This window comes from Halococcus hamelinensis 100A6 (genome assembly GCF_000336675.1).
In the GTDB taxonomy this organism is placed as follows: Archaea; Halobacteriota; Halobacteria; order Halobacteriales; family Halococcaceae; genus Halococcus; species Halococcus hamelinensis.
Map to the genome: position 1 here is coordinate 91,635 of NZ_AOMB01000023.1, position 17,905 is coordinate 109,539.

Genomic DNA, 17,905 nt, shown 5'->3' on the forward strand with positions numbered 1-17,905 from the left:
GCGACGGAAATCACCCCGCGGCGACGGGTCCGCAAGCCTTTGGAGCGCTCACGACCACGGAGGGGCATGGACGCCGCGCTCGGGCCGCCGGCCGCGATGGCCGACCACGGCGACGACCTCACGCCGATGATGACCCAGTACGTCGAGCTGTGCGAGCGCTACGACGACGCGCTGGTGCTCTTTCAGATGGGGGACTTCTACGAGGCCTTCTGCGAGGCGGCGGAAGTGGTTTCGCGCGAACTCGAAGTCGCGCTGACCCAGCGCGAGGACAGCACCGGCACCTACCCGATGGCCGGGGTCCCGATCAGAAGCGCCGCCTCGTCGGTCGAGACCCTGCTCGATGCGGGCTACCGTGTCGCGGTCGCCGAGCAGGTCGAGGACGCCGAGGAGGCTACGGGAGTGGTCGACCGCGCGGTCACACGGGTCGTGACCCCCGGCACGGTCGTCGAGGACGAACTGCTCGCGCCCGGCTCCGCGAACTACGTGGCGTGCCTCGCGAGCGCGACCGGCGAGGGTGAGGGCACGTACGCCGTCGCGGTCGTCGACGTCTCCACGGGCGAGTTCCGGGTCACGAGCGCCGACTCGCGCGAGGGGATTCGCGACGAACTCGACCGGTTCGCTCCCAAGGAGGCCGTACTCGCGCCCGAGTTCGACGGTGATTTCGACCTCGATTGCATGGTGACGCCCCACGACCCGGACGCGTTCGAGGTCGAGGCTGCCCGCGAGCGGCTCGAAAGCGTGGCCTCACGTCCCGAAGCCGTCGTCGAGAACGATGCCGAGCTCCGTGCCGCTGGCGCGCTGCTCGCCTACGCCGCCCACACCCAGACGGCCGACGGCGCGCTCGACCACGTCACCCGACTCACCCGGGACGACCCGCGGGACCGCCTCGAACTCGACGCCACCGCGCTCCGGAGCCTCGGGGTCTTCGAGAACCCGTCCGGGAGCGACGACCACACCCTCCTCGACGTGCTCGACGAGACCTCGTGTGCGCTCGGCCGCCGAACGCTCGTCCGGTGGCTCCGACGACCGCTCCGGGATCGGGAGAGGATCGAGGCGCGCCTCGACGCCGTCGCGGAGCTGACGCACGCGTCGCTGGTTCGCGAGGAGCTCCGCGACCTGCTCCGGGACGTCTACGACATCGAACGCCTCGTCGGGACGGTCTCGCGCCGACGGGCGAACGCCCGCGACCTCCGTGCACTGAAGGCCACCCTCGACGTCGTTCCAAAAATTCGTGAGACCCTCTCCGAGACCGATTCGGCTCTGCTCGCCGACTCGCGGGCCGACCTCGACGGCCTCGACGACGTCCGAGGGCTGATCGGGCGCGCGATCCGCGAGGAACCGCCGACCGAGATCACCGAGGGCGGCGTCATCGCCCGTGGTTTCGACGACGACCTCGACGAGCTCCGGACGAACGCGCGCGAGGGCCGCGAGTGGGTCGAGGGCCTGGAGGAACGCGAGCGCGAGCGCACCGGGATCGACTCGCTCTCGGTGGGCCACAACGAGGTTCACGGCTTCTACATCGAGGTCACGAACCCGAACCTCGACGCGGTGCCCGAGGAGTACACCCGCCGACAGACGTTGAAGAACTCCGAGCGGTTCTACACCCCCGAGCTCAAGCGCCGCGAGGACGAGATCCTCGGGGCCTCCGAGCGCGCCGACGCCCGCGAACACCGCCTCTTCCGCGAGGTTCGCGAGGAGGTAGCAGGTGAGACCGAACGCCTCCAGGCGCTCGCCGACACCCTCGCCGCGCTCGACACCCTCGCGACGCTGGCCCACGTCGCGGTCGAGAACCGATACACCAGACCCGAACTCGACCACGACGGGGTCGCGATCCGCGACGGCCGCCACCCGGTGGTCGAACGCGGAACCGAGTTCGTCCCGAACGACGTCGACCTCCGCGAGGAGCGATTCGCCGTCATCACCGGCCCGAACATGTCCGGGAAGTCGACCTACATGCGTCAGGTCGCGCTGATCCAACTGCTCGCCCAGGTCGGGAGTTTCGTGCCGGCGAGCGAAGCGAAGCTCCCCGTCGTCGACAGGATCTTCACCCGGATCGGGGCCTCGGACGACATCGCGGGCGGGGAGTCCACCTTCATGCGCGAGATGACCGAACTCACCGCGGTGCTCCACGACGCGACGCGTGATTCGCTCGTCCTCCTCGACGAGGTTGGGCGGGGCACCTCGACCACCGACGGCGAGGCCATCGCCCGCGCGGTCACGGAGTTCATCCACGACGAGGTCGGCGCGACCACGCTGTTCGCGACCCACTACCACGACCTCGCGCGCCTCGGCGATGAACTCGACGGCGTGCGAACCCTCCACTTCGCCGTCGAGGGCGACCCCGACGCGGGCGATGGCACGGGGTCGGACGGCGTGACCTTCCTCCACACGGTGGCCGAGGGCAGCGCGTCGGCGTCCTACGGTATCGAGGTCGCGCGGCTGGCGGGCGTCCCCGAGTCGGTCGTCGAGCGTTCGCGCGACCTCGTCGCCCGCGAGACCGGGAGTTCCGAACCGGCGACCGACGAAACGGACGAGCCGGGTGAGGAGCAGCGCTCCGCCGGAGACGAGTCCGAAGCGGGCGACGAAGCCGCTATACCGCCGGAGGCCGTAGCCGAGCTACGCGAGCTTCGGGTGGCCGAGCTGACGCCGGTGGAGGCGCTCGTCCGGCTCGACACGCTCAAACGACGATTCGATGACCAGGATAACTGAACTCGACACCGAGACGGTCGAACGCATCGCGGCCGGCGAGGTCGTCACGCGGCCCGCGAGCGTCGTGGTCGAACTCGTCGAGAACGCACTCGATGCGGGGACCGAGTCGGTCGAGATAACCGTCGAGAACGCGGGGCTCGACCTGATCCGCGTCGCCGACGACGGACACGGCATGGCCCGCGAGGACGCGGCGCTCTCGGTCGAACGCCACACCACGAGCAAGATCCGGGACGTGGCGGACGTCGAACGGATCTCGACCCTCGGCTTTCGGGGCGAGGCGCTCCCGAGCATCGCCCACGCCGCACGACTCGAACTCACGACCAAGCACGAAGAGAGCGGCGTCGCCGGCACGCGGGTGGTGGTCGACGGCGACGAAAAACGCGTGACTGCGGCGGGGCGGGCGGTGGGGACGACGGTCTCCGTGCGGGACCTGTTCGAGCGGATCCCTGCCCGACGGAAGTCGCTGGCCCAGCCCAAACGGGAGTTCGCGCGGGTCAGCGAGGCGGTCACGGGCTACGCGCTGACCCACCCCGAGGTTCGGTTCTCGCTGACCCACGACGGCCGGAACGTGGTCTCGACGCCCGGGTCGGGGAGCTACACCGACGCCGTCCTCGGCGTCTACGGTCGCGAGACCGCGGGCGAGAGCACGACCGTCGACCACCGCGCGGACGGGATCGAGGTGCGTGGGCTCCTCGTCTATCCGTCGATAACCCGGGCGGGCCCCACCCACGTGACCACCGCGGTCAACGGCCGCACGCTCCGGGACAGCACGATCAGAGGGGCGGTTCGGGAGGGCTACGGCAGCCTGCTCCCCGACGGCCGATATCCGGTCGCCGTCGTCGACGTCTCGCTTCCCCCGGAGGACGTCAACGCCAACGTCCATCCCGCGAAGGAGGCGGTCGCGTTCCACGACTCGGACGCGGTCGCGAACGCCGTCGAGCGGGCGGTCTCGGGGGCGCTCTCGACCGAGGACCTCTCGCGGACCGCCGACCTCGCCCTCGACCTCGATGCCGCGGTGGACGACGTGGAGGGGTCGGCGTTCGAGTCGATCGCGGTGATCGGCCAGTTCCGCGAACTCTACTTGCTCTGTGAGGCCGACGACGACCTCCTCGTGGTCGACCAGCACGCCGCCCACGAGCGGATCAACTACGAACGCCTCCGGGCGGCGGTCGGCGATGGCGGTTCGAACGACGGGACGGGCCAGGGGGGCGTCGAGTCCGCCGATATCGAACCGCGTCGGCTCCCGCTCACGGCGAGCGAGGCGGCGCTCGCCGAGACGCACAGGGGCGACCTCGCCGCGATCGGCTTCCGGTTCGAGACCGATAGGGCGTCGCTGCGGGTCACGGGCGTGCCCGCGCCCCTCGGCCGGGTCGCGAGCCCCGAGGCGCTCCGCGACGCGCTCGACACGCTCGCCGCGGGCGAGGAGCCGACGGACCCGCGCGACGAGCTGCTGAAGGAGTTCGCGTGTCACCCCTCGCTCAAGGCCGGCGACGCGCTGACGACCGAGGCGGCGACCAGGCTCGTACGGCGGCTCGGGGCGTGCGAGCAGGCCTTCGCGTGTCCCCACGGCCGGCCGACCGTGCTCCGGATCGACGAGGCGGCGTTCGCGCGCGGGTTCGAGCGACCGAACACCCGTTTCTGACGAGGGTTTATCCGCGATCCGGCGACGAACGGTCCCATGGCGACCCCGCTACCGATCGGCATCGACGTGCTCGACCAACGGCTCGGGGGCGGCGTCCCGCCGGGCAGCATCGTCGCGCTGTGTGCACCGCCGGCGAGTCAAGCCGAACTCCTCCTCTACGAGCTCATGGGCCCGCGCGAGACGCTGTACCTCACGCTCGACCGGACGGAGCGCGGGGTCACGGAGGGCCTTCGTCGCACCACGATCGACACGGGCGACCCGGATATTCGGGCCATCCCCGACGAGAACCGGGTCGACCACGTGCTCGAACGCCTCGGGGGCCGTCCCCGGGAGTCGACGGTCATCGTCGACCACCACACCGTGATCGAGACCGAGGAGCGCGACCGCGTTCCCGAGTTCGTGACCCGGCTCCGCCGCCACCTCGCGGACACCGGGGGCGTCGTGGTGCTCTACTGCCTCGACGGCGACCCGGTCCCGGAGCGCCGGGCGACCACCCTCCACAGCGCCGACGTGGTCGTCCGGCTCACCGTCGACGTCGTGGGGGCGACGGTCGACACCCGGCTCGCGGTGCCGAAGGTCCGCGGCGGTCGCGCGCTCACCGAGACCCTCAAGCTCCAGCTCACCGACCGGGTCGCGGTGGACACGAGCCGCGACATCGCGTAGACGCCGGAACGTCGGGAGTAGCCCCGTAGCAGCCGGCGGTGCGTTGATGTCCGGGCCGTCCGCCACCGGATTCGATGGCTACCGCGACGGAGGCGTTCGGGCTTCGTCGGCTCGGCGTCTAGATCGCGCTCGTCGGACTCGTTCTCGGTGGGTTCGCCTACACCGGCGAGCGGGGCTATCGCTGGTACGAAGCGACGAGTTCGTGAAAAGGTCGTCGGGCGTTACTCGCTCGCGTCGGCCTCGTCGAGCTCCTCGGTGACGTCGTCGAGGTCGACGTCCGCGTCCGCGAGCTCCTCCTCGATGGCTTCCATGTCGGCCTCGCCACCGCCGCCGCCCATACCGCCCATCATGCCACCCATGCCGCCCATCATCCCGCCGGTGCCGTCGATGACCTCCTCGACGACCACGCGGTCGAGGTCGAGCCGGTCGATGAGGTCGCCCAGGATCTGCTGTTTGCCCATCATCCACTGCTGGTCGAACTGGAGCTGGGGCGACTGCTCGATGTAGAGGGTCTCCTTCTCGGTCGTCACCGTCTCGAACTCGGGTTCGCTCTCCTCGTCTTCGTCGTCCTCGGACTCGACCATCTGCTCCTCCTCGACCTCGTCCGTCTCGATCCGCATGTCGAGGTCGGCGTCGAAGTACATCGAGAGCATACCTTTGGCCTGCTCGACGCGGTCCTCGACGACGTCGAGCACCTCGTAGTCGTACTCGACGTCCGAGCCCGCGAGCGGGTGGTTGAAGTCGACTCGCGCGCGCCCACCGATGATGGTCTCGACGTGGCCGTGCTGGCCGTCGATGTCGACGTGACCGCCGGGGTACCGGTCGTCCTCGGGGATCCGGTCGGCGCTGACGGTCCGAACCTCGCCCTCGTCGTACTCGCCGAAGGCTTCGCCCGCCGGCACCGTGACCGTCCCCGAGTCACCGGGTTCGCCGCCGATGAAGTCCTCCTCGACCGCGTCGAAGAGGTGGCCCGCCCCGACCGCGATGACGCGGGGCTCGAAGGTCTCCTGCTGGTCGGCGACGCCCTCCTCCTCGGCGACCTCCTCGTCGGTGGTATCGACCAGCTGGTCGTTCTCTACCGTGCGTGCGGTGTAGGAGAGCCGGACGAAATCGCCCTCCTGGATCCCCGTGGCCTCGGTCTCGTCGGCGGCCGCCGATTCCTCGGTCTCGGTGGCATCGGCGTCCGTCTCGGTCTCGTCGTCGGTCATACCCCCATCAAGTCCCGTTCGACGTTTAAGAACAACGCTTCGCTCCCGCTCCCACGAACCGTCCCCGATTACCCGTCCGCGTCGGCGTAGAGCGTGGTTTCGAGGTACTCTTCGAGCAGTCCGTGGGCGGTTTCGAGCACCGTCTCGTCGCCGAGCACCACCCAGCGGGTCCGTGCGCCGTCGATGATGGTGAGCAACATCGTCGCGGTGCGCTCGGGGTCGACGGGCGCGAAGACGCCCCGCTCGATGCCGTCCTCGATTATCGCCTCGAACAGGTCGCGGACGTAGACGTCGTTCGTCCGGAACTGTTGGCGGTAGACCTCGTTGTGGGCGGCCTGGGACCGGAGTTCGAGCATCGCGGTCTGGAACGCCTCGTGGTCGTCCGGACCGTAGACCAGCGCGTCGATCGTCTCCAGCAGTCGTTCGGCGGGGTCGTCGTTCTCGGTCGCGGCCACCTGCGTCTCGAACCGCGCGATGAGGTAGCCCAGAAACGACGACAGCAGGTCCTCCTTCGAGTCGTAGTGATAGAAGATCAACGACTTGCTCTTCTCGAACTCGTCGGCGATCGACTGGACGGTGAGGTTCACCGCGCCGTGACGACACAGCGCACGATAGGTCGCCCGCATGATCGCCTCGTGTTCGATGTCCGTTCCGTCCCCTCCGTTGTCGGCCGATCCCGTCTCGTCGGTTGTGTCCCCCATTCCGATCACTGACTACGTGGTTAGTCGTCGGCTTATACCTTGTGCTCGGCGTTGCGCTCGGACCGGTCTCGACGGACGACGCCACGCGATCGAGCCCATCGGACGGTTGGTTTTTGTAGCGCCCCGACCTCGAACGTTCATGGCCGACACCACCACCGCGAGCGAGTCCCTCTCGAACGAGGCGGTCGCCGAGCGGCTCGAAGCCCTCGCGAGCGAACTCCGTCACGAGGACGGCGGGATCGACGTCGAGGTCGGCAACAAGTCCGTCTCGCTCGCCCCCTCGGGCAGCATCGACTACGACATCGAGGTCGCCGAGCGCGAGCCGATGCTCGGCAGCAAACACGAGTCGATCACCATCGACCTCGAGTGGAAGACCGACGAGTAAGCCCCCTCACCACACCCATCCCCGAATGTACGAAGTCGAACTCAAGGTCCGCACCGCCCACGACCCGGTTCGCGAACGGCTCACGTCGCTCGATGCCGACCCGCTCGGCACGGTCCGCCAGGTCGACACCTACTACGACGCCCCGGACCGTTCGTTCGCCGAGACCGACGAGGCCCTCCGGGTCAGAACCGAGTCGAGCGACGACGGCGAGCACACCCGAGTGACCTACAAGGGGCCGCTGGTCGAGGAGGCCTCGAAGACCCGCATCGAGCACGAGACGGGGGTCGGAGACCGCGAGGCGATGGCGGGCGTGTTCGACGGGCTCGGCTTCTCGCCCGCGGCCACGGTCGAGAAGGACCGCGACCGGTTCTCGTGTGGGGAGTACACCGTCGCGCTCGATACCATCCGCGGGCTCGGGGAGTTCGTGGAGGTCGAACGCGAGGTCGCGGACGAATCGGCCGTCGCGGACGCCCGTGACGGCGCGCGCGACCTCCTCACCGACCTCGATTGCGACCCCGACACCCAGATCCGGACCTCCTACCTCGGACTCCTCCTCGACGCCGACGCCGATTCGCCGCCCGCGGAAGATAACTGAGCGTAATTTATCGACGCTCGAAGGTTTCCGCAAGTTATAGGCGGGCGGCTATCGAAGGGTGGCCATGACCCAGCGAAACGTCAGTATCGAGGGGCTCGACCGGCCGGCGGCGGAGGAGACCGCCGTCGAGATAGTCGAACGGAAGGGGCTCGGCCACCCCGACTCGCTCTGTGACGGGATCGCCGAGAGCGTCTCGCGCGCGCTCGCGGCGGCCTACCTCGAACGCGTCGGGCGGGTGCTCCACTACAACACCGACGAGACCCAGCTCGTCGCCGGCAGCGCCGCGCCCGCCTTCGGCGGCGGCGAGGTGGTCGAACCCATCTACATCCTCGTCGTCGGCCGGGCGACCAGCGAGTTCGAGGGGACCACGATCCCCACCGAACCCATCGCGCTCGAAGCCGCCCGCGAGTACCTCGAAACCCACGTCCCCGAACTCGAGGTCGGCACCGACGTCGTCGTGGACGCCAAGCTCGGCGAGGGCAGTGGCGACCTCCGCGGCGTGTTCGACGAATCCGGGGTCCCGATGGCGAACGACACCAGCTACGGGGTGGGCCACGCACCGCTCTCGGAGACCGAGACGATCGTCCACACCGTCGAGAACAGGCTCAACGGCGAGTACGCCGTCGACCATCCCTACCTCGGCCCCGACATCAAGGTGATGGGCAAGCGCGAGGGGGAGACGATCGACGTGACGGTGGCGGCGGCGATGATCGACACCTACCTCACCGACGTCGACGCCTACGCGAGCGCGGTGACCGACGTCCGGGAGTACGTCACCGGGATCGCCGAGGAACACACCGACCGCGAGGTCACCGTCCACGTCAACACCGCCGACGACTACGAGACGGACTCGATCTACCTCACGACCACGGGCACGAGCGCCGAGCAGGGCGACGACGGCTCCGTCGGTCGGGGCAACCGCGCGAACGGGCTGATCACACCCAACCGCTCGATGTCGATGGAGGCCACTTCCGGGAAGAACCCCGTCAACCACATCGGGAAGATCTACAACCTCCTCTCGACCGAGATCGCCGAGAACGTCGTCGCGGAGGTCGACGGCATCGCGGAACTCCGGATCAAACTCCTCTCGCAGATCGGCCGGCCGATCGACCAGCCCCACGTCGCCGACGTCCGGGTCGCCACCGACGAGGGCGTCGCGCTCGGCGACGTCGAGAACGAGATCGACCGGATCGTCGACCGCGAACTCGCCGACGTCACCGGGCTGACCGAACGGGTGATCGACGGCGAGATAGCGACGTTCTGACCTGCCTCACTCCCGTTCGTCGAGCACGCCGGCCGCGCCGGGGATCAGGGCGTCCTCGACGAGGGCCGCGGTCGCGCGGCGAAGCCGTTCGGAGAGCGCCTGATGGGAGATCTCGAGCTGGTCGGCGAGTTCGCTCAGGCTAGTCTCGCGCGGGATCGCGAAGTAGCCAGCATCGAGGGCGGCGTCGAGCGCCTCGAACTGCGCCTCGGTGAGCCCGTAGCGACCCACCGGTTTGCCCTCCATCTGCCGGATGGCGGTGACGTCGAAGGTGAGTCCGTTCTCCTCGACGAAGTCGTTGGTCTTCGTGAGCGATTCCTGGTCGGGATAGAGCACGCGGAGGTACCACCGGCCGTCCCGACCGAACGCGTCCATCACCGTCGCGGCGGAGTTGGTGATCATCTGGAGGACGACCTCGACCTCCGAGACCCACTGCATCCGGTAGAGCTGTTCGTTCTCGAACGTCGAGAGCAGGGAGATGTTCCGAGTGCTCGGGTCGGCCTCCAGCGCTTCGCTGATCGCGTCGGCTTCCACCCCACGAACCCACACCAGCGGCATGACCGCGTCGTCGCCGCTCTGGACCACCCGCTCGATCTCGAACTCGACGTCCGGCAGCGACCGCAGCGCCTCGTAGAGCGCGAACTCCTCGGCGGGTATCTCGCCCCTGACGACCTGTGCGTTGCTCATACCCGGGGTTTCGACTCGACACTGATAAACTCCCCTCAACGGTCCGAGGGGTATGTTCCCCGCCGGACGACCGCGAAACCCTATTCCGCGGTCCGGAACGGTGGTGCTTTGAGCCGTCGCCGTCGATGGCGTGTGTGCAGATCGTCGGCTACGCGTCGCTCGACCCCGCGCTGTTCGTCGCCGAGGCGGGGTCGATAGAGCGGATGGACCTCGCCCCCGGCACGGAACTCGCCTACACCCTCGGCGAGCGCCACTGTGCGGGGACGACGACCGACGACGGGACCCACCACCTCTGCGAGCGCTCGCGTGCCCCCTACTGCGAGACCCACACCACGCCGTGGTCGGTAGCGAACAACGCCGACTCCGAGGAGGAGCACGCGGTCTACCTCGCGGGTTTCGCCCCGCGGACGTTCAAGGTGGGCGTCACGCGCTCGTGGCGGCTCGACACCCGCCTGCGCGAACAGGGGGCCGACCGGGCCGCACACGTCCTCACTACGGCAGACGGACGAGCGGCACGCGAACGCGAGACGGCGATATCGACCGAATACGACATCACCGAACGGGTTCGTGTGGCGACCAAGATTCGAGGACTCGCCGAGCCGTTCGACGAGGCGGCGTGGGACGTGCTGCTCGACCCGTTCGAGGTCCGCGAGACGTTCGCGTTCGAGTACGGGCTGAACGTCGAGGACCGACCGGTGGCCGAAACCCTCCTGTGCGGTGCCGTCGTCGGTCTCAAGGGCCGAATCCTCCTGCTCTCCTATCGGGGCACCACCTACGCCGTCGACTGTCGTGACCTCGTGGGCTACGACCTCGAATCGGGCGCGCCCGACCGCGACCTCCAGGCGAGCCTCGGCGGGTTCGGCTGAGGACGGGGAGTACCGAACGCTTTTCCGGCGGGCCAGCCAACCCGGGCGCATGGCAGACGACGAACCCGAACCAACCGACGAGTCGAGCGCCGAACCCGACACTGGCGAGAGCGAGGGCGAGGAGAAGTCCTTCCGCGAGCGCGTCGAGGAGATCCGCGAGGAGCGCGAGGCCGAAGGGGAGGGCGAGGGCGAGAGCCGCGAGGAACGCATGGAGGAGCTGATGGGTGGCGGCGGTCCCGGTGGCGGCATGGGCGGCGGCGGTAACCCGTTCGCGCAGATGATGGGCGGGATGATGGGCGGCGGCCCCGGTGGCGGCATGGGCGGCCCCGGCGGCATGGGCGGCGGCCCGCCCGGTGCCGGTCCCGGCGGTCCGGGCGGCGAGAGCGACGCGGGCAACGAGGAGATGGTTCGCGAGGTCCGACAGCTCCGCGACGAGGTTCACGACATCCGACGCACGCTCGAACGCATCGCCGACGCGCTCGAAGAGTAACTTACTCCGGGAACCCGGTCCCGAGTTCGATCGACTCGTCCTCCGCACAGCGACCGACGAGTTTCGCGGGGTTGCCGACCGCGGTGCAGTTCGGCGGCACGGATTCTAGGACGACGGACCCCGCACCGACGCTCGCGTTCTCGCCGATGACGATCGGCCCCAGCAGGGTGGCGTTCGCCCCGATCGTCGCGCCGTCTTCGAGCGTCGGATGGCGCTTTTCGTCCGCCAGCGAGTCGCCGCCGAGCGTGACGCCCTGATAGAGCATCACGTCGTCGCCGATATCCGTGGTCTCGCCGACCACCACGCCCGCGCCGTGGTCGATGAAACATCGCCGGCCGATGTCGGCCCCGGGATGGATCTCGACCCCGGTGAGGAGTCGCGCGAGGTGCGATATCAGCCGTGCGGTGAGTTGGAGGTCGCGCTCCCACGCGGCGTGGCCGAGGCGGTAGGCCCAGAGCGCGTGGAGCCCTGGATACGCGAGCACGACCTCGAGGGCCGACTTCGCCGCCGGGTCCTTCGCCAGCGCGGTACGGACGTCCTCCCGGATCCGTGTTCCCAGACCGGTCATGGGGATCGTCCGTGACGAGTGAGCATAAACCATGCGTCCACCGAAACCCGCTGCCCCGAGCGCCTCGAAGCCTCGTCGGCTCCGTGGGTCACAACAGTAAAGCGGACGCGACGTGAGGAACGGTTATGGACTTCAGCCTCTCGGCCGAACAGCAACAGATCCGGGGGATGGTTACGGAGTTCGTCGACGAGGAGGTCGTGCCTCGCGCCACCGAGATCGACCACGACGACGAGTTCCCCGCCGACCTCGTTCGCGAGATGGGCGAGCTGGGACTGATGGGGATGCCGTTCCCCGAGGAGTACGGCGGCGCGGGCCTCGATTACCACTCCTACGCGCTCGGCCTCGCCGAGATCGCACGCGGCTCGGGCGGGTTGGGGACCGTGGTCGCCGCCCACATCAGCCTCGCGGGCAACATGCTCTACGAGTTCGGAACGGAGGATCAAAAAGAGGAGTATCTGACACCGTTAGCCGAAGGCCGCGACGTCGGTGCGTTCGCGCTCTCGGAGGCCGGCGCGGGCAGCGACGTGCCGGCGATGACGACCACGGCTCGAAAGGAAGGTGACGAGTACGTGGTCGACGGCGGCAAGCTCTGGATCTCGAACGGTTCGGTGGCCGATACCGTCACCCTGTTCGCCAAGACCGACCCCGACGCCGGGAACAAGGGTATCTCCTCGTTCGTCGTGCGACCGGAGGAGGACGAGGGGTTCCACGTCGAGGGCACCGAGGACAAACTCGGCGACAAGGGCTGTCCGACCGCGGAGTTGCGCTTTTCGGACATGCGGATCCCGGAGGACCGACGGCTCGGCGAGGAGGGTCGGGGGTTCGTCCACGCGCTCAAGACCCTCAACGGAGGGCGGATCACCATCGCCGCCCGTGGAGTCGGGATCGCCCAGGCCGCCCTCGACGCGGCACTCGACTACGCTCAGGACCGCGAGCAGTTCGGCCAGTCGATCAGCGAGTTTCAGACCATCCAGCACAAACTCGCCGACATGGACACCAAGGTCTCGGCCGCACGGCTCCTGATGCACCAGGCGGCGGACCTGAAGATGCGCGGCGAGGACTTCCGGAAGGAGGCCGCCCAGGCGAAGCTCTACGCCAGCGAGGTGAGCCGCGAGGTCGCGAACGAAGGCGTCCAGATCCACGGGGGCTACGGCTACACCAAGGACTTCCCCGCCGAACGGTTCTACCGCGACGCCAAACTCAACGAGATCTACGAGGGAACTTCGGAGGTCCTCCGGAACACCATCGCGGGCAACCTGCTCGATTGAGAACCGATAGCTTCGACTGGCCGCTGGGCGAACCGCCGGTATGACCCCCGAGGCCGAAGCCAGCGCCGGCGGCATCACCGCGCACTACACCGAGACCGACGGCGAGCGCGTGCTCGAATTCTCCCGTGACGGCGCGACCGCGGCGGTCGCCCAGAACGTCGACGGCTACGCCATGCTCAAGGTGCGCCCGACCGCCGACGGCGACGAACTCGAACGCTACTACGGTTTCGACATGGCGCTCGACCACGCCGCCGAGTTGTTGGGGGTCTCGCCACACGACCTGCCGGTGCCCGAGGCCGCCGCCGACATGGGGATGTAACCGGATGGACGAAGACGCCCGAACGTCGCGTTCGAATCCGGTTACGGAACGATGGCGGTGACGGGGAACGAAGGCGGGGTTTCGGTCGAGCGGAGCCGGTTCGATACCGACGAGACCGGTATCGAGACGCTTCTGCGGGAGTACCATCGGTCGGTCGCGGCGGACCATCGTGACTTCCTGGCTCGGCACGCGACGGGGTACGACTTCTCCCCGGCCGAATACGTCCAGCACGAACTGGAGAAGGACCGCTCGTACCTCCGTGAGAACGACGGCCGCCGGCCGCTGGTGGTCGCCGTGGACGGCGAGGAGGTCGTCGGCTGTGTCTATCTGTACGACCTCCCTGAGAACGAAGCCGAAGTCAAACGGCTCTACGTGCGCGAGGCGTACCGGGGCCGCGGACTCGGCCGCCGGCTCCTCGAACGGCTGGTCGAGGCCGCCGAACGCGACGGCTACGACTCGCTCCGTCTCGACACCGCGCCGTACATGGAGCGCGCCCAGCAGCTCTATCGAGACCTCGGATTCGATACCTACGAGGGCGGGGAGTCGGTCACCGACGTTCCCGACCCGCTCCTCGACGACCTCGTCTTCATGCGCCGTCGTCTCGACGGGCAGTAGAGCACCTCTGAGGCTGTGGTCGGCTCGTGGGACCGACTCAGAGCACGAGGAAGACCAGGTAGGGAACGACGAACAGGACGACCGTCAGCAGGAGCAGGATGATGCCGTAGGCGACCAGCGTTCCCACCGCCGTGAGCCACGACGGATGGTCGAATCGGCCGGGGAGGCTCGCGCTCATGACTGAGACAGTATCCGTCGGGGCTTAAACGCTCGTGCTCGGAACCGCTCGGCGACGCCGCCCGACTCCGACCCGCTCCCCCGAAACGCCACGACTTTCCCGCGGCCGGCCGAAGGAAACCCGATGTTAGTCGTTCACGCGAGCTTTCCGGTCGACCCGGACCACCGAGACGACGCGCTCGAACTCATCCCCGACCTCGTGGCGGGGTCGCGGGCCGAGAACGGCGTGATCGAGTATCGGGCGACGACGGACGTCACCGACCCCAACGTCATCCGCTTCTTCGAGCGCTACGAGGACGAAGACGCGTTCGCCGCCCACGGCCGATCCGACCACTTCGAGACCTTCGAGGAGTCCATCGGCGACCTCCTCGCGGACGAACCCGAGGTCGTTCGGTTCGACGTCGACTCCGCGACCGAACGCTGAGGGAGGGATTCGGGTATTCTCCCCGTTCGGGGCGGTCTCAGGCGGTTATCTCGGCGATGCGGCGGGGTTCGCCCGAGAGGGTGGGGTCGGGTTCGACGATCTTGAGCACCTCGTGGTCGGTGACGTCGGGGTAGGTCTTGCCGACGGCCTCCTCGATCAGCGCGCGTTCGAGTCGGAACTCGGTACCTTCGTAGACCACGTCTACGCCCTGTTCGTCGAACGAGAGGAGGGTCATACCTACCGTAGCGCGGTTGACGAATAAAAACGACTCGCGTTTGCGCCGGAGACTGGTTTTATTAGGGATGGCCCCCGACTCGTCGGTGTGTCGTTCCGCTCGGACCCCCTCTCCGAACTCGTCGTCCCCGACGGGACAACGGTCGAGGAACACGATATCGTGACCGATGCCGACGTGATCGTCGGGACACAGAGCACGATATCGCTCGGCGTCCGCGCTCGGAACGTCGTCGCGGGCGAGCGCGTCACCTTCGACGGTGACATCGAGGCCAGCGCCGACTGCCGGCTCGACATGTGGTGTGCGGTGGACGGCAACGTGCTCGTCGGCGCGGACGCCTACATCGGCGAGCGCGTCGAGATCGGCGGCCAGCTCGTCGTCGCGGGCGACCTCGACATCGGCGACGACGTCACGATCGAGGAGGGGTTCGACGCCAACGGCTGGATCGTCATCCGCAACCCGGTGCCGACGCTGGTCTTCCTCTTCACCTACCTCACCCACCTCCTCCGGCGCGGCGAGGAGGAACTCGCCGACGACGTGCTCTCGGAGGTGTTCGAGGGGCACGACGACCAGCCGCTCGTCGTCCCCAAGAACGCGACGCTCGGCGACGACGCCTGGCGGGTCTCGACGCCCGCCCGGGTCGGCGACGACTGTCGGCTCCACGGCAATCTCCGGGCGGAGTCGATCACCGTCGGCGCGAACGACGAGATCTTCGGGAGTCTCCGGGCGCGCGAGTCGATCACCCTCGACCGCGGGACCGTCGTCCACGGCGACGTCACCACCAGCGACGGCGCGGTCGAGGTCGCGGCGGAGGCCCACATCCGCGGCGACATCGCGTGCGAACGGCTCCGCCTCCACGAAGGTGCAGTGGTCGAGGGGCAGATGCGCGCCCGCGGCGAGATGACGGTCGTCCGGGCCCAGCGCGGTGTCGGTACCTCGAAGTCGGATACCGAGACCGAAGCCGTGACGAGCGCCGACGACGTCGACGGAACGGTCGAGTCGGACGACGAGCGAACCGAACCCGACGGATCGAAAGGCAGTTTCACGCCGCCGGAGTAGTCGGGCCATGCTCTCGCTCGCGCTCGCCGGCAAGCCGAACGCCGGCAAATCTACGTTCTTCGCGGCGGCGACGATGGCCGACGTCGACGTCGCCAACTATCCCTTCACGACCATCGACCCGAACCGCGGGGTCTCCCACGTCCGGACCGACTGCCCCTGTCTCGCTCGCGAGGAGCGCTGCGGCGACGAACACTGCCACGACGGTACGCGCTACGTGCCCGTCGAACTCCTCGACGTCGCGGGCCTCGTGCCGGGCGCACACGAAGGCCGCGGCCTCGGTAATCAGTTCCTCGACGAACTCACGAACGCCGACGTCATCCTCAACGTCGTGGATTCCTCCGGCGGGACCAACGCCGAGGGCGAACCCGTCGAGGTGGGCGAACACGACCCCGTCGAGGACGTCGACTTCATCACCGAGGAGATCGAGCAGTGGCTCGCAGGGATCGTCGAGCGGAACTGGGAGACCATCGCCCGCGGGTCGCGCGCGCCGAACTTCTCGATCGACGAGGCGCTCCGGGAGATGCTCTCGGGGATCGGCGTCGGCGAGGCGGCCATCACCGCAACCCTCCGCGTCCTCGACTATCCCACGGACCCGCGCGAGTGGACCGACGACCACCGCTTCGCGCTCGCCCGCGAGATCCGCGAGCGAACCAAGCCCCTCGTCGTGGTGGCGAACAAGGCCGACGTCGCCCCCGAGGGAGCGCTCGACGCGCTTCGAGACGCCGCGGGCGAGGCCATCCCGACGACTGCGGAGGGTGAACTCGCACTCCGCCGCGGCGCGGAGGCAGGCGCGATCGAGTACGATCCGGGGGACGCCGACTTCTCGGTCACTGGCGACCTCACCGACGGTCAGCGCGCGGGGTTAGACCAGGTTCGCGACCTCATGGCCGAAAACGGTGGCACCGGCGTCCAGCGCGCGCTCGACACCGCCGTCTACGACCTGCTGGAGTACATCACGGTGTACCCCGTCCAGAACGAGACGAAGTGGACCGACGGCCAGGACAACGTCCTGCCCGACGCGTTTCTCGTCCCGCAGGGCTCGACGCCGCGCGACCTCGCCTACGCGGTCCACTCGGACATCGGTGAGGGGTACCTCCACGCCGTGGACGCGCGCTCGAACCGGCGTGTGGGCGAGGACCACGAGCTCTCGGAGGGCGACGTGGTGAAGATCGTGAGCACGGCGACCTGAGGGAGTTGTTTCGGGTTTCCCAGTAACAGTTCGCCGTTGTAAAACTCACTTACCGACCACGCGTTTCGTGATTTTTGGTCCTTCGTCGTGGTTTCGATCACTCGCCCGACGCAAATGAGGACCGCAGGCCACACCCTCCCCAGCCGATTCGCTCCGTTCGTTTCACTCACTCCGCTCATCCCTCGCACGAGTCGCGCGTCTTCGACGCGCTCCCGCGCGCCGACCGAACTGTTCCAGTCAGACCCACGAGAACGGCCGAATCAGGACCGCGAGGAAGAGCAGTCCGAGGAACAAATACGACCCCCGCATCAGGACCTCCGTCGCGCGCCGGGAGTCGAGCCGTCTCGTGGCGAGCGCCACGCCGGCGAAGGCCACGACGGCGAGCCCGGTGCTCGGCGGGAAGACCCCGAGGAACGCCCCGACGAGGGTCCCGAGGAGTGCGAGCCCCATCAGGAGGTAGGCGCTCCAACGGGCGCGGGCCCGTCCGAGGACGACCGCGACGGTTCGTTTGTCGATCGAGCGGTCGTAGTCGTAATCCTTCGCGTCGTCGATGACCTTGATCCCCGAGAGGAGGACGAGGAACACCGCGGCGAAACCGAGAACTGCGGCCGAAAAACCGGTAGCCTGGACGTAGTACCCACCGAGGATGGCGAGCGTGATGCCGAGCGGGTAGCCCATCGTGGCGCTCACCGGATGCATGTCGAGCTGTGGCGCGTGGAGGTAGGCGACCAGCCACGTCGGGAGCGTGACCAGTACCGCGCCGACGCCAACAGTGAGCCAGAGCCACGCACAGCAGGCCGCGAAGCCGAGGGTCGAACAGACGAGGCCTGTCTCTTATACACATCTC

At 68.5% G+C, this 17,905-nt stretch carries 20 protein-coding genes and 1 pseudogene; 14 read left to right on the forward strand and 7 right to left on the reverse strand.

Annotated elements, in window-relative coordinates; genetic code table 11:
• Nucleotides 1-66: 66 nt before the first annotated feature.
• Genes mutS through C447_RS08540 form a run of 3 tightly spaced genes read left to right on the forward strand, consistent with a single transcriptional unit; the run spans nt 67 to nt 5,014 of the window.
• Complete coding sequence (gene mutS / locus C447_RS08530) at nt 67-2,709, forward strand: DNA mismatch repair protein MutS (protein WP_007692919.1); 2,643 nt, start codon at nt 67-69, stop codon at nt 2,707-2,709.
• Entirely contained in the window at nt 2,693-4,351 is a 1,659-nt protein-coding gene (gene mutL / locus C447_RS08535; RefSeq protein WP_007692925.1) for a DNA mismatch repair endonuclease MutL, read from the forward strand. Before mutS ends, mutL begins: the two co-directional genes overlap by 17 nt.
• A 36-nt stretch (nt 4,352-4,387) precedes the next feature.
• Nucleotides 4,388-5,014 (forward strand): DUF7125 family protein, encoded by a 627-nt coding sequence (locus C447_RS08540; RefSeq protein ID WP_007692926.1) that lies wholly within the window; start codon nt 4,388-4,390, stop codon nt 5,012-5,014.
• A gap of 221 nt (nt 5,015-5,235) precedes the next feature.
• Here the strand turns inward: C447_RS08540 and C447_RS08545 are convergent, their stop codons facing one another.
• Nucleotides 5,236-6,222 (reverse strand): FKBP-type peptidyl-prolyl cis-trans isomerase, encoded by a 987-nt coding sequence (locus C447_RS08545; protein ID WP_007692928.1) that lies wholly within the window; start codon nt 6,220-6,222, stop codon nt 5,236-5,238.
• A 68-nt stretch (nt 6,223-6,290) separates the two neighbouring features.
• Nucleotides 6,291-6,923: a TetR/AcrR family transcriptional regulator gene (locus C447_RS08550; RefSeq protein WP_007692930.1), complete on the reverse strand. Its 633-nt coding sequence runs from the start codon at nt 6,921-6,923 to the stop codon at nt 6,291-6,293.
• A 139-nt stretch (nt 6,924-7,062) separates the two neighbouring features.
• Between C447_RS08550 and C447_RS08555 the strand changes: the two genes are divergently transcribed.
• From C447_RS08555 to C447_RS08565, 3 genes are all read left to right on the forward strand, one after another.
• Complete coding sequence (locus tag C447_RS08555; RefSeq protein ID WP_007692932.1) at nt 7,063-7,308, forward strand: amphi-Trp domain-containing protein; 246 nt, start codon at nt 7,063-7,065, stop codon at nt 7,306-7,308.
• A 25-nt stretch (nt 7,309-7,333) separates the two neighbouring features.
• Nucleotides 7,334-7,903: a class IV adenylate cyclase gene (cyaB, locus tag C447_RS08560; protein ID WP_007692934.1), complete on the forward strand. Its 570-nt coding sequence runs from the start codon at nt 7,334-7,336 to the stop codon at nt 7,901-7,903.
• A 64-nt stretch (nt 7,904-7,967) separates the two neighbouring features.
• Nucleotides 7,968-9,167: a methionine adenosyltransferase gene (locus C447_RS08565; RefSeq protein WP_007692936.1), complete on the forward strand. Its 1,200-nt coding sequence runs from the start codon at nt 7,968-7,970 to the stop codon at nt 9,165-9,167.
• A 6-nt stretch (nt 9,168-9,173) separates the two neighbouring features.
• Here C447_RS08565 and C447_RS08570 read toward each other — a convergent pair whose 3' ends face one another.
• Nucleotides 9,174-9,851 (reverse strand): helix-turn-helix domain-containing protein, encoded by a 678-nt coding sequence (locus tag C447_RS08570; RefSeq protein ID WP_007692937.1) that lies wholly within the window; start codon nt 9,849-9,851, stop codon nt 9,174-9,176.
• A gap of 134 nt (nt 9,852-9,985) precedes the next feature.
• Between C447_RS08570 and C447_RS08575 the strand changes: the two genes are divergently transcribed.
• Nucleotides 9,986-10,717, forward strand: a complete 732-nt coding sequence (locus tag C447_RS08575; protein WP_007692938.1) for a DUF2797 domain-containing protein — start codon at nt 9,986-9,988, stop codon at nt 10,715-10,717.
• Between the two features lie 49 nt (nt 10,718-10,766).
• Entirely contained in the window at nt 10,767-11,207 is a 441-nt protein-coding gene (locus C447_RS08580; protein ID WP_007692939.1) for a hypothetical protein, read from the forward strand.
• Nucleotide 11,208: 1 nt separating this feature from the next.
• Here C447_RS08580 and epsC read toward each other — a convergent pair whose 3' ends face one another.
• Nucleotides 11,209-11,775, reverse strand: coding sequence for a serine O-acetyltransferase EpsC (gene epsC / locus C447_RS08585; RefSeq protein WP_007692940.1), 567 nt, complete (start codon nt 11,773-11,775; stop codon nt 11,209-11,211).
• A gap of 125 nt (nt 11,776-11,900) precedes the next feature.
• On the opposite strand from epsC, the gene C447_RS08590 reads away from it, so the two are divergent.
• The 3 genes from C447_RS08590 to C447_RS08600 are packed head-to-tail and all read left to right on the forward strand — an operon-like array spanning nt 11,901 to nt 13,977.
• Complete coding sequence (locus C447_RS08590; protein WP_007692941.1) at nt 11,901-13,043, forward strand: acyl-CoA dehydrogenase family protein; 1,143 nt, start codon at nt 11,901-11,903, stop codon at nt 13,041-13,043.
• Nucleotides 13,044-13,083: 40 nt separating this feature from the next.
• Entirely contained in the window at nt 13,084-13,362 is a 279-nt protein-coding gene (locus tag C447_RS08595) for a DUF7111 family protein (protein WP_007692942.1), read from the forward strand.
• Nucleotides 13,363-13,413: 51 nt separating this feature from the next.
• Nucleotides 13,414-13,977 carry a GNAT family N-acetyltransferase gene (locus C447_RS08600; RefSeq protein WP_007692944.1) on the forward strand — a complete coding sequence of 188 codons (564 nt, stop codon included), beginning with the start codon at nt 13,414-13,416 and terminating at the stop codon, nt 13,975-13,977.
• Nucleotides 13,978-14,014: 37 nt separating this feature from the next.
• Here C447_RS08600 and C447_RS18160 read toward each other — a convergent pair whose 3' ends face one another.
• Nucleotides 14,015-14,155, reverse strand: coding sequence for a hypothetical protein (locus C447_RS18160; protein WP_007692946.1), 141 nt, complete (start codon nt 14,153-14,155; stop codon nt 14,015-14,017).
• Nucleotides 14,156-14,278: 123 nt separating this feature from the next.
• Here C447_RS18160 and C447_RS08605 point away from each other — a divergent pair, with 123 nt between their 5' ends.
• Nucleotides 14,279-14,578 (forward strand): putative quinol monooxygenase, encoded by a 300-nt coding sequence (locus C447_RS08605; protein WP_007692948.1) that lies wholly within the window; start codon nt 14,279-14,281, stop codon nt 14,576-14,578.
• Between the two features lie 37 nt (nt 14,579-14,615).
• On the opposite strand, the gene C447_RS08610 is transcribed toward C447_RS08605, so the two are convergent.
• Nucleotides 14,616-14,813, reverse strand: coding sequence for a DUF5800 family protein (locus C447_RS08610; protein ID WP_007692950.1), 198 nt, complete (start codon nt 14,811-14,813; stop codon nt 14,616-14,618).
• Nucleotides 14,814-14,900: 87 nt separating this feature from the next.
• On the opposite strand from C447_RS08610, the gene C447_RS08615 reads away from it, so the two are divergent.
• Nucleotides 14,901-15,869: a polymer-forming cytoskeletal protein gene (locus C447_RS08615; RefSeq protein ID WP_007692952.1), complete on the forward strand. Its 969-nt coding sequence runs from the start codon at nt 14,901-14,903 to the stop codon at nt 15,867-15,869.
• A gap of 7 nt (nt 15,870-15,876) precedes the next feature.
• Entirely contained in the window at nt 15,877-17,058 is a 1,182-nt protein-coding gene (locus C447_RS08620; protein WP_007692954.1) for a redox-regulated ATPase YchF, read from the forward strand.
• Nucleotides 17,059-17,295: 237 nt separating this feature from the next.
• Here C447_RS08620 and C447_RS08625 read toward each other — a convergent pair.
• Nucleotides 17,296-17,862 (reverse strand): annotated as a pseudogene (locus C447_RS08625) (UbiA family prenyltransferase); the annotation flags it as partial.
• Nucleotides 17,863-17,905 lie beyond the last annotated feature (43 nt).

Excerpts from the sequence above, each read along its gene's own strand:
- mutS (WP_007692919.1), top strand. The coding sequence starts at position 67 with ATGGACGCCGCGCTCGGGCCGCCGGCCGCGATGGCCGACCACGGCGAC.
- mutL (WP_007692925.1), top strand. The coding sequence starts at position 2,693 with ATGACCAGGATAACTGAACTCGACACCGAGACGGTCGAACGCATCGCG.
- C447_RS08540 (WP_007692926.1), top strand. The coding sequence starts at position 4,388 with ATGGCGACCCCGCTACCGATCGGCATCGACGTGCTCGACCAACGGCTC.
- C447_RS08545 (WP_007692928.1), bottom strand. The coding sequence starts at position 6,222 with ATGACCGACGACGAGACCGAGACGGACGCCGATGCCACCGAGACCGAG.
- C447_RS08550 (WP_007692930.1), bottom strand. The coding sequence starts at position 6,923 with ATGGGGGACACAACCGACGAGACGGGATCGGCCGACAACGGAGGGGAC.
- C447_RS08555 (WP_007692932.1), top strand. The coding sequence starts at position 7,063 with ATGGCCGACACCACCACCGCGAGCGAGTCCCTCTCGAACGAGGCGGTC.
- cyaB (WP_007692934.1), top strand. The coding sequence starts at position 7,334 with ATGTACGAAGTCGAACTCAAGGTCCGCACCGCCCACGACCCGGTTCGC.
- C447_RS08565 (WP_007692936.1), top strand. The coding sequence starts at position 7,968 with ATGACCCAGCGAAACGTCAGTATCGAGGGGCTCGACCGGCCGGCGGCG.
- C447_RS08570 (WP_007692937.1), bottom strand. The coding sequence starts at position 9,851 with ATGAGCAACGCACAGGTCGTCAGGGGCGAGATACCCGCCGAGGAGTTC.
- C447_RS08580 (WP_007692939.1), top strand. The coding sequence starts at position 10,767 with ATGGCAGACGACGAACCCGAACCAACCGACGAGTCGAGCGCCGAACCC.
- epsC (WP_007692940.1), bottom strand. The coding sequence starts at position 11,775 with ATGACCGGTCTGGGAACACGGATCCGGGAGGACGTCCGTACCGCGCTG.
- C447_RS08590 (WP_007692941.1), top strand. The coding sequence starts at position 11,901 with ATGGACTTCAGCCTCTCGGCCGAACAGCAACAGATCCGGGGGATGGTT.
- C447_RS08595 (WP_007692942.1), top strand. The coding sequence starts at position 13,084 with ATGACCCCCGAGGCCGAAGCCAGCGCCGGCGGCATCACCGCGCACTAC.
- C447_RS08600 (WP_007692944.1), top strand. The coding sequence starts at position 13,414 with ATGGCGGTGACGGGGAACGAAGGCGGGGTTTCGGTCGAGCGGAGCCGG.
- C447_RS18160 (WP_007692946.1), bottom strand. The coding sequence starts at position 14,155 with ATGAGCGCGAGCCTCCCCGGCCGATTCGACCATCCGTCGTGGCTCACG.
- C447_RS08605 (WP_007692948.1), top strand. The coding sequence starts at position 14,279 with ATGTTAGTCGTTCACGCGAGCTTTCCGGTCGACCCGGACCACCGAGAC.
- C447_RS08610 (WP_007692950.1), bottom strand. The coding sequence starts at position 14,813 with ATGACCCTCCTCTCGTTCGACGAACAGGGCGTAGACGTGGTCTACGAA.
- C447_RS08620 (WP_007692954.1), top strand. The coding sequence starts at position 15,877 with ATGCTCTCGCTCGCGCTCGCCGGCAAGCCGAACGCCGGCAAATCTACG.